The sequence below is a fragment of the Chitinophaga varians genome, from assembly GCF_014529945.1.
Taxonomy (GTDB): Bacteria; Bacteroidota; Bacteroidia; order Chitinophagales; family Chitinophagaceae; genus Chitinophaga; species Chitinophaga varians.
In genome coordinates this window covers 1397345-1411890 of record NZ_JACVFB010000002.1, presented here as the reverse complement: position 1 = coordinate 1411890, position 14546 = coordinate 1397345, and the positions used below count along the sequence as shown (strand labels likewise).

Below are 14546 nucleotides of genomic sequence, written 5' to 3'. Positions count from 1 at the left end.
GGAGGGCTTCTTCGTAGAGCGGTTATTTAGTAACCTTTCTAAAAGGAAGCCCTCCATTCGTAATTCATAATTCGTAATTCGTAATTAATAGTTGTATTTGTCTTTCCATAACTGCTTCAGATGTCGCCGCAGTTCATCTTCCCTTGCATTCTTTCCCGGGTCGTATAGCTTGGTGCCTTTAATGGCATCAGGCAGAAATTCCTGGTCCACGAAGTTGCTGTCATAGTCGTGCGCATAAGCATATCCTTTGCTGTAACCCATTTCCTTCATCATTTTCGTAGGGGCGTTACGGATATGCATAGGCACCGGCAGGTCGCCTGTCTTGGCTACCAGCGACTGTGCGGCGTTGATCGCCATATAGGACGCGTTGCTCTTCGCTGACGAGGCAAGGTAAGTCACGCATTGCGACAGGATGATGCGGGATTCCGGATAACCGATCAGGTTCACTGCCTGGAAACAGCTGGTGGCCAGCAACAGTGCATTCGGATTAGCATTGCCAATGTCTTCAGAGGCCAGTATCACCAGTCTGCGGGCAATAAATTTCACGTCTTCACCACCTTCTATCATACGGGCCAGGTAATACACGGCGGCATTAGGATCACTCCCCCGGATACTTTTGATAAAGGCAGAGATAATATCGTAGTGCTGTTCTCCTGTTTTATCGTAGATAGCTACCCGTTGCTGGGCGATGTCCATCACTTTCTGATCAGTGATCACGATAGGATCTTCCTGCAGCGTGCCTACTACCAGTTCAAACAAATTGAGCAGTTTGCGGGCATCCCCGCCGGAGATGTTAAACAGCGCTTCCGTCTCTTTTAGTTCGATGGTTTTGCTTTTTAGCCATTCGTCGCGTTCCATCGCCTGTTGAAGCAACTGCATCAGCTGCTCGTTGCCCAATGGCCGCAGCACATATACCTGACTGCGCGATAAAACGGCCGCATTCACCTCAAAAGAAGGATTTTCGGTAGTGGCGCCTATCAGGGTGACGATGCCTTTCTCTACGGCCCCCAGGAGCGCGTCCTGCTGCGATTTATTGAACCGGTGGATCTCATCAATGAAAAGCACGGCATGTCGCTGGCGACGGGCCATTTCAATCACCTCCCGCACTTCTTTTACACCCGCGGAAATAGCGCTCAGGGTATAAAAAGGGACCTGAAGGGTATGTGCTATAATGTTGGCGATGGTAGTCTTCCCTACACCGGGAGGCCCCCACAGAATCATGGAAGGTATCTTCCCCTGCTCAATGGCTTTTCTGAGGATACTGTCTTTTCCGGTAAGATGTTCCTGCCCCACCAGTTCGTCTAACGTCACAGGTCTTAACCGTTCTGCTAATGGTTGCATACACTTTTATTCTACAGGATGATTATTTGGGTTGATTGATCTGTTGCATCTTGAACTGCATGATATCTTTGATGGAGCGGGCCCGGGTGATGGCCAGTTCCGCTTTCTCGCCGGTAAAAAGTTCGTTTACCGTGGTTTCAAACAATAAAATCCAGCGATCAAAATGAGCAGGCTGAAGCGGTATTTTCTGGTTCAGCGCAAAATGCGGCGCCATGGTATTACGGCCATAACGATTACTGTCTAATAACAACTGCTCCCAGAAATCATACATGATGGGCAGATGTTTATCCCAGTCTACCCGGGCTATGTCCCGGAAGATATAGCCAATAACAGCATCTGATTTCACTTTCTCATAAAAGCTGTCCACCAACAACTGTATGTCCGCTCTGCTGGCTATCTGCTGCTTTTCCATAAAAAGATCGTCTATTCTCCCTCCTGTTCTTCGCTCCTTCGTGTCCATTCACGCAGAAAACGAAAAGACAGGTTGGCATTAAATGTCAGAATGAAACCCAGGAGCATGAATACGATGCCTATCGGTGTTATCAGGGCCGGGTTATCACCTCCCAATTGCTGTACCACCTCTTTTTTCACCTCCGGTGGCAACGCCAGCATACCAGCACCCAGTACAAACAACAGGCCACCCCAAAGCACCGTGATCACACCCATGATCCGGATACCGCCGGGCGTGTTCTCCTTCAACCCGATCTCTGGTAACAGTAGACTGCGCTGAAGATATATTGATAAAACGCTATGTATAAAACACGCGCCCCAGGCCATCACAGACAGAATCAACAATGGATTAAACCCTACAGAAAAGATGGAAAGTACGCCTGCAAACGTAAAAAAACCTGTTATCATCAAGGCAAGGGCAGTAAAAATTCTGTATAATTTAAACATCAAACTCATCAAAAAGCATATTTTACGACACAAACCTACCTAATTCCTGCCTAATTTAGTGAGAAAATAAGGCTTCTTATCCAGCAACATTTTTCACAATCCTTGCCGCTCATACAAAAGCCCTGATTTTTGGTGCCCGCTTTTCCATAACTTTAAAGACTAAACCTGTTTTACATATGAAGAAAAACAATGCGGTAAAGCTACCGTTGCTGGCCGCCATGGTTACATTTGCGGCTTGTAACTCCAATAGTTCCACGCAGCAACACCAGGAGGCAGCCACCGACTCCGCCAAGGTCCCGGCATTCAACCTCGCCGACATCGACACTGCCTACAAATCCTGCGACGATTTTGACAATTACGCCAATGGGAACTGGAAAAAGAACAATCCCATTCCTTCTACTGAAAGTCGCTGGGGCGCCTTCGGTATCCTTGACAAACAAAACAAGGAAGTCCGCCTCAAAAGCATCATCGCTGAACTCACCAGCAAAACTGACCTGAAGAAAGGCACAGAAGAGCAACAGATCGCTGATTACTACGCCTCCTTCCTGGATACAGCCACCATCGAAAAAAGAGGTATCGCCCCCCTGAAACCTTACCTGGATAAAATTGACGCTATCAAAAATCTGGCTGACTGGGCTGCGGTAACCGGCGAACTCCAGAAAATAGGCGTATCCACCTTTACCGGCTTCGGTGCTGAGGCGGACGCCAAAAACAGCAAAATGAACGTCCTCTATCAGGGACAAAGTGGGCTGAGCCTGGGTGAAAAAAGCTACTATGTTCAACAGGATTCTTCTACCAAAAACGTACGCGATGAATTCGTAAAACACGTAGACAAAATGTTTACCCTCGCCGGTTTCCCTGAACAGAAGCCAGGCATCACCATCCTCGGCCTCGAAAGCCAGCTGGCTAAAATACAGCTGACCAACGTAGAGCTCCGCGATCCGGTTAAAACATACAACAGGTCCGCCTTCGCTGAATTGAGAACACTGGCCCCGGACTTCGACTGGGAAGCCTTCAGCCAGAAACAGGACATCAAAACAGACACTATCATTCTCCAGAATAAAGGCTACCTCACCAATGCCAACAAACTGCTGAAAGCAACTCCCATCGATGTACTGAAATTGTATACCAAATGGCAGCTGCTCACCAGCTTCGCCAGCTATCTGCCTAAAACTTTTGATGACGAGAACTTCCACTTCTTCGGTACGGTAATGACCGGCAAAAAAGCGCAGAAAACCCGCGCCGAAAGAGCCATCCGTTCTACCGACACCAAACTGGGCATGCCACTGGGCAAACTGTTCGCTAAAAAATATTTCCCTGAAAGCAGCAAGGAGAAAGTATCCAAAATGATCGAAAACGTTCGCTCCGTATATGGTGAACGCATCGACAAGCTCACCTGGATGAGCGACTCCACCAAACAAATGGCCCGTAAAAAACTAGCCTCCTTTACGTATAAAATCGGCTACCCCGATAAATGGAAAGACTATTCCTCTATCCAGATCGATAAAGGCACCCTGCTCGAAAACGCTATCTCCGCTATACTCTACGAACACAAAGAGAATATCGATAAAATCGGTAAACCCGTGGATAAAAGCGAATGGGGCATGACACCTCAAACCGTTAACGCATACTACAACCCGCTGAACAACGAAGTAGTATTCCCTGCCGGTATCCTCCAGCCTCCATTCTACAACCCCAATGCTGACGATGCTATCAACTACGGTGGTATCATCGCCGTGATCGGCCACGAGTTCACTCACGGCTTCGATGACCAGGGCTCTCAGTTCGACGCAGACGGCAACCTGAAAAACTGGTGGACTAAATCTGACCGGGAAAACTTCGACAAGCTGACCAAACGTTATATCAACTACTTCAGCGGTATGGAAGTGGCACCAGGCCTCAAAATCAACGGTGCGCTCACTATCGGTGAAAACGTGGCCGACCTCGGTGGCCTCACGCTCGCTTACTACGCGCTGAAAAAATCTTTCGAAGGTAAAGAGGAGCCCAAACCAATTGACGGCTTCACCTGGAAACAACGCTTCTTCCTCGGATGGGCGCAGGTATGGCACGGCAACATCACTGACGCTGCCCTCCGCCAGCAAATACAGACAGACCCTCACTCTCCGGCCAGAGCACGTATCAACGGCCCCTTACCGCACCTGAAAGAATTCCAGGACGCATGGGGATGCCAGACCGGCAACAAAATGGTACTGCCAGAAGCCGAAAGAGTAGTTATCTGGTAACTTTGATGATCATGATTCTTGCTGATTCACCTGATACAGGTAGATAAAAGCGAAGATTACTATAATGAATGAAACGCCCGCTGTTTGCCTACAGCGGGCGTTTTATATTAACACAACCAACCAGGAAATCAAAAAAATCGTAAATCAAAAAATCCGTAAATATCAATAACCCAATAATAAAATAACCCAATAAACAAATAATTTCTATTTTTGCAACGCGTGAAAAAACTCTTCTGCATATTATTATGTTTCATCATCCTGCTGCAAAACTTTGGCACGGCGGTGGTCTTTATCAGTTATAAGATAAACCAGGCTTACATTGCTGCCAACCTTTGCGAAAACAGGAACAACCCGGCCATGCACTGTAATGGTAAATGCCAGTTGCGGAAACAATTACAGCGGGAAGAACAACAGGAACAAAAAAATCCATACGCACAAAAGGAAAACAAAGAAGTCACCCTGTTCTGTGAACAACTTGTTTTCACCAGCGAAGCTCCCTGCTCCGATATTAACACCGAACAGATCTCATTCTATCTTATGAAACCCACCTATAGTCCTATCACCAGCGTATTTCACCCGCCGCTCTGCTAATCCGTCTGTGTTATTATTTTCAGTAAACCGATAGCCCATGCTGTCAGTTTCCCTGCTATTTCTATTATGTATGGCTGCCTGACACACTACGGTGTGCCTGTCATTGTTATCGCTATTATTTACGTATAGCCGATACCGTTATTAGTTTGTCGATTAAACCCTTGCAATGAAAAAGCTGTTTTTCATCATGGCTATTCTCATGCCCATATCCGGCATGGCCTGCGATATCTGCGGATGCTCCGCAAGCGGCTACCAGCTGGGCATTTTGCCACAATATCATAAGAACTTTATCGGTCTCCGGTACGGATACCGGCAGTTTAAATCTACCCATCCCATGGAACTGGGTAACACGGCTAACCACGAATCACGGGAGTTTTACCACACCACTGAACTATGGGGGAGATGGTATGCGACCAAGCGGTTACAGTTCTTCGCTTTCGTGCCGTTCCAGTACTTCAGGAGAGAAGAAGGTAAAAGCATCACCACAGTTTCCGGCCTCGGTGACATCACCCTGATGGCTAACTATACACTTATTGACAATAACTGGGACCTTGGCAAACAATGGCACCATGTATTCCAGGCTGGTGGCGGCATTAAATTGCCCACCGGTAAAACCGGCATCCCGGACGAAGGCGGGAATATCTATCAGAACTTCCAGCCCGGCAGCCGCAGCACCGATTTTGTGTTGAACGCGGTATATACCATCAGACGCGGCAAATGGGGCATCAACACCGATGCCAGCTACCGTATCAATACCACCAATAAACAGGAATACCGCTTCGGCAACCGCTTTAACACCTCGCTGCGTGGATTCCTGTATCAACCTGTCAGCAAAACCGTGGCCCTGCAGCCTTATGCAGGCCTGATGTATGAACACGCTTCCGGAGACTATGAGCTGCACAAAGCCAAGGAATACACCGGCGGAGACATGCTGCACACCAGCGTAGGCGCCGATGTTTACTTCAAACGCTTCTCCGCGGGCGTTCAGGCACAGCTGCCGGTTTATCAGCACCTGTCTGCCGGCTACAATAAAACATATGCCCGTTTATCCGCCACCGTTAATTTCTTCTTTTAAAACAATTCTGATGAAACAAAATATTCTACTCCTCTGTATACTCACAATTCTGGCATCCTGCTCCAAAGACAAAACAACGCCCGCCACAGACCCGAATGAAAAAGGGGTGGTTGTGCTTGAATTCGATAACCGTGCAGGAACAGACGATCTGATATTAAACAATCAGCCGTACCGCAATGCTGCGGGTGAACAACTGACCATCAGCAAATTTGCCTACTATGTCAGTAATTTCCGGCTGATCACCGCCTCCGGACAAGTATATACACTACCCCAGGACAGCAGTTATTTCCTGATCAGTGAAGACAATAAAACCTCCGCGTTTCATACCCTGTACAATGTACCTGCCGGCGATTATACACAGGTGAAATTTATGATCGGGATAGACAGCGCCCGTAATACCATGGACATCAGTAAACGCCCGGGCGTACTTGATCCGGCAGAAGGCGCGGCAGACATGTACTGGTCATGGAACAGCGGCTACATCTTCGCCAAGCTGGAAGGAAGCTCACCAGCATCCACCGATGCACAGAAACTTTTCCGCTACCATATCGGGTTATACGGCGGCGGCTTCAATAACGGTCCGCGTACACTCAACAATACCCGTGAGATAACGCTCACTATTCCCAATAATGGAAAAGCCATTGTTCGCCGCGACAGAAAAGCGCAAATCCATTTCTTTGCCGACGCGCTCAAAATGCTCAATGGCACTACCAACGTGAGCATTGCCGCTAATCCAAATGTAATGGTGACGCCATTTTCAGAGAAAATCGCGGATAATTACACACAAATGTTTAACATTGACCACGTGCATAACGAGTAATATTAATTAAATCTATCATGAAACAGTTGATCTTAACCTGTAGCGTTCTCCTGGCTCTCGCCTGCAATCAAAACAGCAAACCTGCTGAAACAAAAGATGCACCCATGCCCGAAGTACCTGCTACAACGGAAACCGTAGTCAGCGATAAATGGCCCGACCCTGTATGCCAGATGCCTTATGACACCAGCTACAAGGAGTGGACCGTTTACCAAAACGACACGATTCATTTTTGTTCTATCACCTGCAAGGAAGTCTTCCTCAAAAAGCCGGATAAATACATGGCCAAACTGAAAAAGTAAGCATTCCTGATTAATTACTCGTTTATGCGTCATCGTTATTGGTGGGGCAGCGGCATGTTATTGCCACTACTCACCACCTTCATCATCACCGCCTGTAGTAAAAAAAATACGGAACCCACGCCGGAACCAGCTAAGAACATCGCCTTTGTGAAGCCTGCCGGATTTCCGGAGCCTGTTTATCGCCTGGCCGACAATCCGGTCACCACGGATGGATTTGCGCTCGGCAAAGTGCTCTTCTATGACGGCCTGCTTAGCCGCGATGGCACCATCAGCTGCGCCAGCTGCCATATACAGGCCAACGCGTTTACACACCATGGCCACGACGTGAGCCATGGTATAGACGACCGGCTGGGCACCCGCAACTCGCCGCCCATCCAGAACATGGCCTGGTCTACCTCTTTCTTCTGGGATGGTGGGGTACATGATCTCGATCTGCAGCCCATTGCCCCCATCGAAAATCCGGTGGAAATGGACGACAAACTCAACAATGTGATCGGCAAACTGCAACGCAATACACGCTATCAGCAGCTGTTTGAAAAAGCCTTCGGATCACCGGGCATCAACAGCACCCGCATGCTGAAAGCATTATCCCAGTTTATGGTGATGCTGGTCAGTGCAGACTCCAGATACGACCGCTATATAGCAGGAAAGGAAACTTTCAGCGAAGAAGAGAAAAAAGGACTGGCACTGTTTGAGCAACGTTGCGCTACCTGTCATAAGCCACCACTGTTCACCGACAACAGCTTCCGTAACAACGGCGTGGCGCCACGGCCATTCGGCACCGACTCCGGACGTTATAAAATAACACTGCTCGATGAAGATATGTACAAATTTAAAGTACCGTCGCTGCGCAATGTGGCACTCTCTGCGCCCTACATGCACGATGGTCGCTTTGGCAGCCTGGAAAGCGTCATGAATCATTATGACGGCGGATTCTATCCTACCGCTACACTGGACCCGGCCTTTAAAAATGGATTCTCATTCAGTGAACCCGACAAAAAAGCACTCATAGCATTTCTGAAAACCCTGAGTGACAAAGGATTTATTACCAATGAGCGGTTTGCGCCGCCACCGGGATTTGTACAGGGGGATTAATAAAAAAAGCCGTGTTGTAACACGGCTCTTTTTATTGGCAGCATCTGTACTCAGATAAAAAACCGTCCCGGTATAAACCAGGACGGTGTAAATACAGCTTATGAAATCTAAAAAAAATTACTATTGTGTAACGGCGATGCTGTCCCAGGCAACCCATTGGGCTTTGGTCCAGTCGTTAGCCGGATCAATAGCGCCGAGGTAAGCCACTTTGTCAAAGAAAGCATCTGCCGGTTTACCTTCAAACTTAGCACCGGATAAAGCCGGAGCGCCAGCCTGAGGAGTCAGGTCAGGTGTCTTGTTGTTGAACGGATCTTTCAGATTGATATCGCCGGCGTTAGCAGCCAGGAATATTTTGGTAGCGTCACGACCGGTCACCAGTGCCTGCAGTTGATCAACTGTCAGCAGTACGGCAGCATTAGTAATGGCAGTAGAGAATATGTTAGCGGAAGAGCTGTGCAGCAGGCTGTTTTTAACGCCGCTGGTACCATCGTCGTAGAAGCCCATGGTAACGTTATCGTCTACACGCATCGCTTCTTTCTGTGAACCCATGATGATAGCGTTGCCCAGAATGTGATACAGGATAGAAGTCCTTCACGATATTGGGCTTTGTTTCAATACGGTCTTAATCCCGTTTTAGTATCGGTGGCAAAAATATCCGTGAGGCATTAACGCAGTATTAAGCTGACGTTACCAGTATGTTAATAGTCAGGGAATAGAAATGGCATTGCTAACAGGAACGTGTACACGAAAATCATAGGATAGGTCAAGATCAACAAGGGATATGGAAAGGCCGGTATAGCAGACGGGTACTACATCAGATAAGAAGGCGGAGTGGGTCTGTTGTTGTTCATCAACATGTCCAGTGAAATATCCAGTTGATAGTTACGTTCTTCTCTTTTATCCTGCATGGCAGAAGATATCTGGAAAAGATGCTGGCTTTTGTTGGTGAATGGTTTGTTGTCTTTATTGCAGAGCTCCAGGCTGAAGTTGAAACGTTCTTCGAGGTCTTCCTCAAATTCACGCAGACTGAGTGTTTCATCAATAGGATATTCTACCAGGGATTCTTCTTCCAAGCCTGCTTCTTTCAGGGTATCAAAAGCATTCGCCAGTGAGTGACGCACATATACCGCTACATTACAGGACAACAAACGTTGAATTTGCATCTGTAGAAGGGATATCGTCATTAATGGGTGTAGTTTGAGTACTTTCATTGCTGTTCAATCTTCATTTACTGCGCTTCCAAATAGGTTTTCTGTGAATAGTGATAAGCAAACTTAGAAGTCTACTTTTAATTTAATATTAAGCACTTGTTATGATTATGTGAAAATCTCATTCAAATATAAAAATATTTGAATATTTAATCATTTAAATATTTTCACCAAGTCTCTAAATAATTAAATCGCTAAATCCGAAAATGTTTTAGGGTCCCAGTCGGGGGTCGTATCATCTTCGTCTTCAGGGAGGACGGTCTTGCTTTTGGTGACGGGGTGCTGGTACAGGGTCCATTGCTGGCCAACGTATTCAAGGGCCGTAAGGCTCTCCACCCAGTCGCCGGAGTTCAGATAGGTCACCGTTTTATCGCCTACCGGCATCTCTTTAATAAGCGGCTGGTGGATATGGCCGCAGCAAACCACGTCAAAACCTTTATCCACAGCGATTTCAGCTACCGTCTGTTCAAAATCCGAGATGAATTTAACCGCAGACTTTACCCCTTGTTTTACTTTTTTGGAGAACGACATCTTTTCGCGGCCCATGCTTTCCAGGATATTATTGACCAGGCGGTTGATAATAATCAGGAGATCATATCCTTTGCCGCCCAGTTTAGCCAGCCATTTCGAGTTTTTCATGGTCACGTCGTATACGTCGCCATGGAAGAACCAGTGCCTTTTGCCGTCTACATCGAGTATCAGCTTATTGTCGATAGAGAAGTTGCTCAGCTCAAACCCGGCGTATTTACGGAGGGCTTCGTCATGGTTGCCGGTCAGGTAGTACACCTCCGTGCCTTTGCCGATCATCTTCAGGATTTTGCGGATTACCTTGGTATGGGCTTTAGGGAAGTAACGTTTGCTGAACTGCCAGATATCGATGATATCGCCGTTGAGCACCATGATACGGGGGTCGATGCTGTCCAGGTACTGGACCAGCTCTTTAGCGTGGCAGCCGTATATCCCGAGGTGGACGTCGGAGATAACGACTATATCTAATGCGCGTTTGTCAGACATCTATGTGAAAATGTAACAGGTTGTAGGCACCTGTTTATGATTATAATTTCTTATACAAAGGAAAAATCGCTATATTACTTTTATATTAATCCAGTGTTAAGGAATTATTAATTCAGGTTTTTTTCTGGCTCCAATTGATTCTGAAAGCTATTTTTGCGGCAAATTTTTAAACTCAAACGTATGGGAGGCTTCAATTCCTTTGTTAAACTATTCATGCCGAAAGACCGGGTATTCTATTCTTTATTTGAAGACGTGGCTTCCAACCTCGTGGAAATGGCCCAGGTACTCAACGAACTGGTAGCGACCAATGATCCAGCCGTACGTAAAGATAAAGTACACCTGATCGAGAGACTGGAGCATAAAAACGACGATTATACCCACCGCATATTCGTAGAGCTGGGACAAAACTTCATCACGCCATTTGACCGGGAAGATATCCACTACCTGGCTGCCACACTGGACGACGTAGCTGACTACATTCACGGTTCCGCCAAAAGGATGGACCTGTATAAAGTCAATACCCAAAACGAAAGCATCCGCAAACTCGCTGAGTTGATCCACCTGGGTGTGCTGGAGCTGCACAAAGCGATCCCTGAACTGCGTAACATGCAGAACATGCGCGTTATTACCGATGCCTGCGTAAAAATCAATAGTCTCGAAAACCACGCCGACGATATCTACGACCGTGCCATTGCCGACTTGTTTGATACCGAGCAAAATGCCGCAGAGCTGATTAAAATGCGTGAAATATACCAGGCCCTGGAAATCGCCACTGACAAGTGCGAAGACTGCGCCAACGTTATTGAAACCATTATAATCAAATATTCCTGATAAGGGATACATCGCTCTGACCGCATAATCCTCGTGTTACCATGACTTTATTAGTAATAATTATAATACTGGCATTCATATTTGACTATATCAATGGTTTTCATGATGCAGCCAACTCTATCGCCACTATCGTATCGACCAAGGTACTGACGCCTTTTCAGGCAGTGCTTTGGGCCGCAGTTTTTAACTTTGCGGCTTTTTTTATTGCCAAATACGTGATCGGCGAATTTAAAGTAGCCAACTCTGTAGCCAGCTCTGTATTTGAACAGTTCATCACCCTGAAGGTGATCTTCTGTGGCCTGGTGGCCGCCATCACCTGGAACCTGTTTACCTGGTGGCTTGGCATTCCTTCCAGCTCTTCCCATACCCTCATCGGTGGCTTCATCGGTGCAGCTGTTACCAGCGCCGGCACCCTCGACGTGATCAACTACCACAAGGTGCTGCCGATCGTGTACTTCATTGTGCTCGCTCCGCTGATTGGTATGTTGGTAGCCTTTGTCATTACCATCATTATTGTGAATATCTGCCGCAAGGCGAATCCTTTCCGGGCCGAAAACTGGTTTAAACGCCTGCAGCTGGCATCTTCAGCAGCATTGAGCCTGGGCCACGGCAGTAACGATGCCCAGAAAGTAATGGGTATCATCGCCGCTGCCATGGTGGCTGCCGGATATATTCCCAATATCAAGGCGATGCCCGACTGGATTCCACTGGCCTGCTTTACCTGTATCGCCCTCGGTACCATGAGCGGTGGCTGGAAAATCGTTAAAACCATGGGCACCCGCATCACCAAAGTAACCCCGCTCGAAGGCGTGGCTGCTGAAACATCCGGTGCCATCACCCTGTTCCTCACCGAACACCTCGGTATCCCGGCCAGTACCACTCACGTGATCACCGGCGCTATCATGGGCGTAGGCGCTACCAAAAGGTTGTCTGCCGTTCGTTGGGGCGTCACCGTCAGCCTCCTCTGGGCATGGGTACTCACCATCCCCATCAGTGGCCTGCTGGCAGCATTGACCTATCTCATCGCCAGCATTTTTATCTAACATCATGTTATTTAATAATATTAAAAAAAGCTCTCCGCCCACCGCGGGGAGCTTTTTTTGTATAAAAATGCCGTCATGTGGATTAGAGCAACTATTTTTGTGCGGTTTTCTATAAAAGCCTATAACATCCAATCAAAACAGATCTATAATGAAAGGAATCATCCTGGCCGGCGGCTCCGGTACCCGATTACATCCTATCACTTACGCCATCAGCAAACAGATAATGCCGGTATATGATAAACCCATGATCTATTATCCACTGTCTACACTGATGCTGGCTGGTATAAAAGATATTCTGATCATCTCTACGCCGCATGACCTGCCCTCCTTTCAACGCCTCTTTGGTGATGGCAGCCAACTGGGGCTGAACCTGTCTTATGCAGAACAGCCCCTGCCCAACGGACTGGCACAGGCTTTCGTGATTGGTGAACAATTTATCGGTAATGACAGCGTGGCATTGGTACTGGGAGATAACATCTTCTATGGCGCCGGCCTCGGCACACAGCTGGCCAACAACACCCATCCTAACGGTGGTATCGTATATGCCTACCAGGTATCCGACCCCGAAAGATATGGCGTCGTGGAATTCTCCGATGACATGCGTGTCCTGTCTATCGAAGAAAAGCCTGCCACACCTAAATCCAACTTCGCCGTCCCCGGCCTCTATTTCTACGACAATGACGTAGTGGAAATAGCCAAAAACCTGCAACCCAGCCCACGCGGCGAATATGAAATCACAGATGTGAATAAAGAATATTTGAAGCGCGGCAAGTTAAAAGTTTCTATCTTACCCCGCGGAACAGCCTGGCTGGACACCGGCACCTTCGACTCCCTGATGCAAGCCTCCCAGTTTGTACAGGTCATCGAACAAAGACAAGGCATCAAAATCGCCTGTATCGAAGAAATAGCCTACCGTAAAGGCTTTATCTCTGCCGGTCAACTGATGGAATTGGCCAAACCATTGCTGAAAAGCGGCTATGGCCAGTACCTCGAAAGAGTACTGGAACAAAAAATGATCTGACATCTCATTAAAACGTAAATCTGAAATTATCATGAAGGTTCTTGTTACGGGTGGTTGCGGCTATATTGGCTCCCATACTATAGTAGATTTAATCAATCATGGCTTCGACGTGGTTTCTGTTGACAGCAACGTCAGAAGTACCACACAGTTGTTGGATGGCGTGGAAAAAATTACCGGCAAAAAAGTACGTAATTACAAAGTGGACCTCTGTAACCTGGAAGACACCCATGCTGTATTCCATGAAAACAGGGACATCGTGGGCGTAATCCATTTTGCAGCCCTCAAAACTGTCCCTGAGTCTGTAGCAGATCCGCTGTTGTACTTTCATAACAACCTCACCTCTCTCATCAATGTGCTGAAATGCATCAAGGAATTTAATATCCCCAATTTCGTGTTTTCCTCTTCCTGCTCTGTATATGGTAATACCAACGCACTGCCGGTAGTAGAAGAAACACCACTGGGCGAAGCGCAATCTCCCTATGCACGCACCAAACAAATGGGTGAACAGATCATCGAAGATTACAGCCGGGTAAACGATACACAGTCTATCCTGCTGCGCTACTTCAATCCGGTTGGCGCACACCCCTCCGGTCTCATCGGTGAATTGCCCCTCGGCAAACCAGACAACCTGGTACCTGTGATCACACAGACCGCTATCGGCAAAATCCCGAAAATGGTCGTATACGGTACCGACTACGATACCCGCGACGGCTCCTGCGTACGTGACTATATCCACGTAACTGACATCGCCAACGCGCATACCAGAGCCATGCAGTATCTGATTGATCGTAAAAATGCCTCTAACTGCGAAATCTTTAACCTCGGCACCGGTAACGGCGTAACCGTACTGGAAGCCATTAAAGCTTTTGAAAAAATATCCGGCGTAAAACTCAACTACACCACCGGCCCACGCCGCCCGGGCGACGTAATTGAAATCTACGCCAATAACAACCGCGCCAAAGAAAAACTCGGCTGGACACCGGAAATCGGTATCGAAGACTGTATGCGCACAGCATGGCAGTGGGAAGTAAGCCTCCGCAATAAAGTGCTGAGCAACTAACTTCCTGA

Annotated in this window: 16 protein-coding genes; 10 read left to right on the top strand and 6 right to left on the bottom strand. The window is 47.6% G+C overall.

Annotated elements, in window-relative coordinates:
• Window positions 1–84: 84 nt before the first annotated feature.
• The 3 genes from ICL55_RS13700 to ICL55_RS13690 are packed head-to-tail and all read right to left on the bottom strand — an operon-like array spanning window position 85 to window position 2040.
• Window positions 85–1341, bottom strand: coding sequence for a replication-associated recombination protein A (locus tag ICL55_RS13700; RefSeq protein WP_188097967.1), 1257 nt, complete (start codon window positions 1339–1341; stop codon window positions 85–87).
• A gap of 22 nt (window positions 1342–1363) precedes the next feature.
• Entirely contained in the window at window positions 1364–1753 is a 390-nt protein-coding gene (locus tag ICL55_RS13695) for a group III truncated hemoglobin (RefSeq protein WP_188097965.1), read from the bottom strand.
• Window positions 1754–1764: 11 nt separating this feature from the next.
• On the bottom strand, window positions 1765–2040 hold the full coding sequence (locus tag ICL55_RS13690) for a hypothetical protein (RefSeq protein ID WP_188097963.1): 276 nt from the start codon (window positions 2038–2040) through the stop codon (window positions 1765–1767).
• 374 nt (window positions 2041–2414) lie between these two features.
• Between ICL55_RS13690 and ICL55_RS13685 the strand changes: the two genes are divergently transcribed.
• From ICL55_RS13685 to ICL55_RS13660, 6 genes are all read left to right on the top strand, one after another.
• The gene (locus tag ICL55_RS13685) at window positions 2415–4481 is read left to right on the top strand and encodes a M13 family metallopeptidase (protein ID WP_188097961.1); all 2067 of its coding nucleotides are present in this window, start codon (window positions 2415–2417) and stop codon (window positions 4479–4481) included.
• Window positions 4482–4700: 219 nt separating this feature from the next.
• Window positions 4701–5072 (top strand): hypothetical protein, encoded by a 372-nt coding sequence (locus tag ICL55_RS13680; RefSeq protein WP_188097959.1) that lies wholly within the window; start codon window positions 4701–4703, stop codon window positions 5070–5072.
• A 166-nt stretch (window positions 5073–5238) separates the two neighbouring features.
• Window positions 5239–6147: a transporter family protein gene (locus tag ICL55_RS13675; protein WP_188097957.1), complete on the top strand. Its 909-nt coding sequence runs from the start codon at window positions 5239–5241 to the stop codon at window positions 6145–6147.
• Between the two features lie 10 nt (window positions 6148–6157).
• Window positions 6158–6967 carry an MbnP family protein gene (locus ICL55_RS13670; protein WP_188097955.1) on the top strand — a complete coding sequence of 270 codons (810 nt, stop codon included), beginning with the start codon at window positions 6158–6160 and terminating at the stop codon, window positions 6965–6967.
• Between the two features lie 17 nt (window positions 6968–6984).
• Window positions 6985–7266 carry a YHS domain-containing protein gene (locus ICL55_RS13665; RefSeq protein WP_188097952.1) on the top strand — a complete coding sequence of 94 codons (282 nt, stop codon included), beginning with the start codon at window positions 6985–6987 and terminating at the stop codon, window positions 7264–7266.
• 24 nt (window positions 7267–7290) lie between these two features.
• Window positions 7291–8361, top strand: coding sequence for a cytochrome-c peroxidase (locus tag ICL55_RS13660; RefSeq protein WP_246496272.1), 1071 nt, complete (start codon window positions 7291–7293; stop codon window positions 8359–8361).
• Window positions 8362–8481: 120 nt separating this feature from the next.
• Here ICL55_RS13660 and ICL55_RS13655 read toward each other — a convergent pair whose 3' ends face one another.
• From ICL55_RS13655 to ICL55_RS13645, 3 genes are all read right to left on the bottom strand, one after another.
• Entirely contained in the window at window positions 8482–8910 is a 429-nt protein-coding gene (locus tag ICL55_RS13655; RefSeq protein ID WP_188097950.1) for a hypothetical protein, read from the bottom strand.
• A 260-nt stretch (window positions 8911–9170) separates the two neighbouring features.
• Window positions 9171–9545 (bottom strand): hypothetical protein, encoded by a 375-nt coding sequence (locus ICL55_RS13650; RefSeq protein WP_188097948.1) that lies wholly within the window; start codon window positions 9543–9545, stop codon window positions 9171–9173.
• A gap of 210 nt (window positions 9546–9755) precedes the next feature.
• Window positions 9756–10583, bottom strand: a complete 828-nt coding sequence (locus ICL55_RS13645; RefSeq protein ID WP_188097945.1) for a UDP-2,3-diacylglucosamine diphosphatase — start codon at window positions 10581–10583, stop codon at window positions 9756–9758.
• A gap of 180 nt (window positions 10584–10763) precedes the next feature.
• On the opposite strand from ICL55_RS13645, the gene ICL55_RS13640 reads away from it, so the two are divergent.
• The 4 genes from ICL55_RS13640 to galE all read left to right on the top strand — a co-directional run bounded on the left by ICL55_RS13640 (window position 10764) and on the right by galE (window position 14538).
• Window positions 10764–11414, top strand: coding sequence for a DUF47 domain-containing protein (locus ICL55_RS13640; RefSeq protein ID WP_188097942.1), 651 nt, complete (start codon window positions 10764–10766; stop codon window positions 11412–11414).
• Window positions 11415–11455: 41 nt separating this feature from the next.
• Entirely contained in the window at window positions 11456–12457 is a 1002-nt protein-coding gene (locus ICL55_RS13635) for an inorganic phosphate transporter (protein ID WP_188097939.1), read from the top strand.
• Between the two features lie 148 nt (window positions 12458–12605).
• Entirely contained in the window at window positions 12606–13478 is an 873-nt protein-coding gene (gene rfbA, locus ICL55_RS13630; protein WP_188097937.1) for a glucose-1-phosphate thymidylyltransferase RfbA, read from the top strand.
• A 31-nt stretch (window positions 13479–13509) separates the two neighbouring features.
• Window positions 13510–14538 carry a UDP-glucose 4-epimerase GalE gene (gene galE / locus ICL55_RS13625; protein ID WP_188097934.1) on the top strand — a complete coding sequence of 343 codons (1029 nt, stop codon included), beginning with the start codon at window positions 13510–13512 and terminating at the stop codon, window positions 14536–14538.
• Window positions 14539–14546 lie beyond the last annotated feature (8 nt).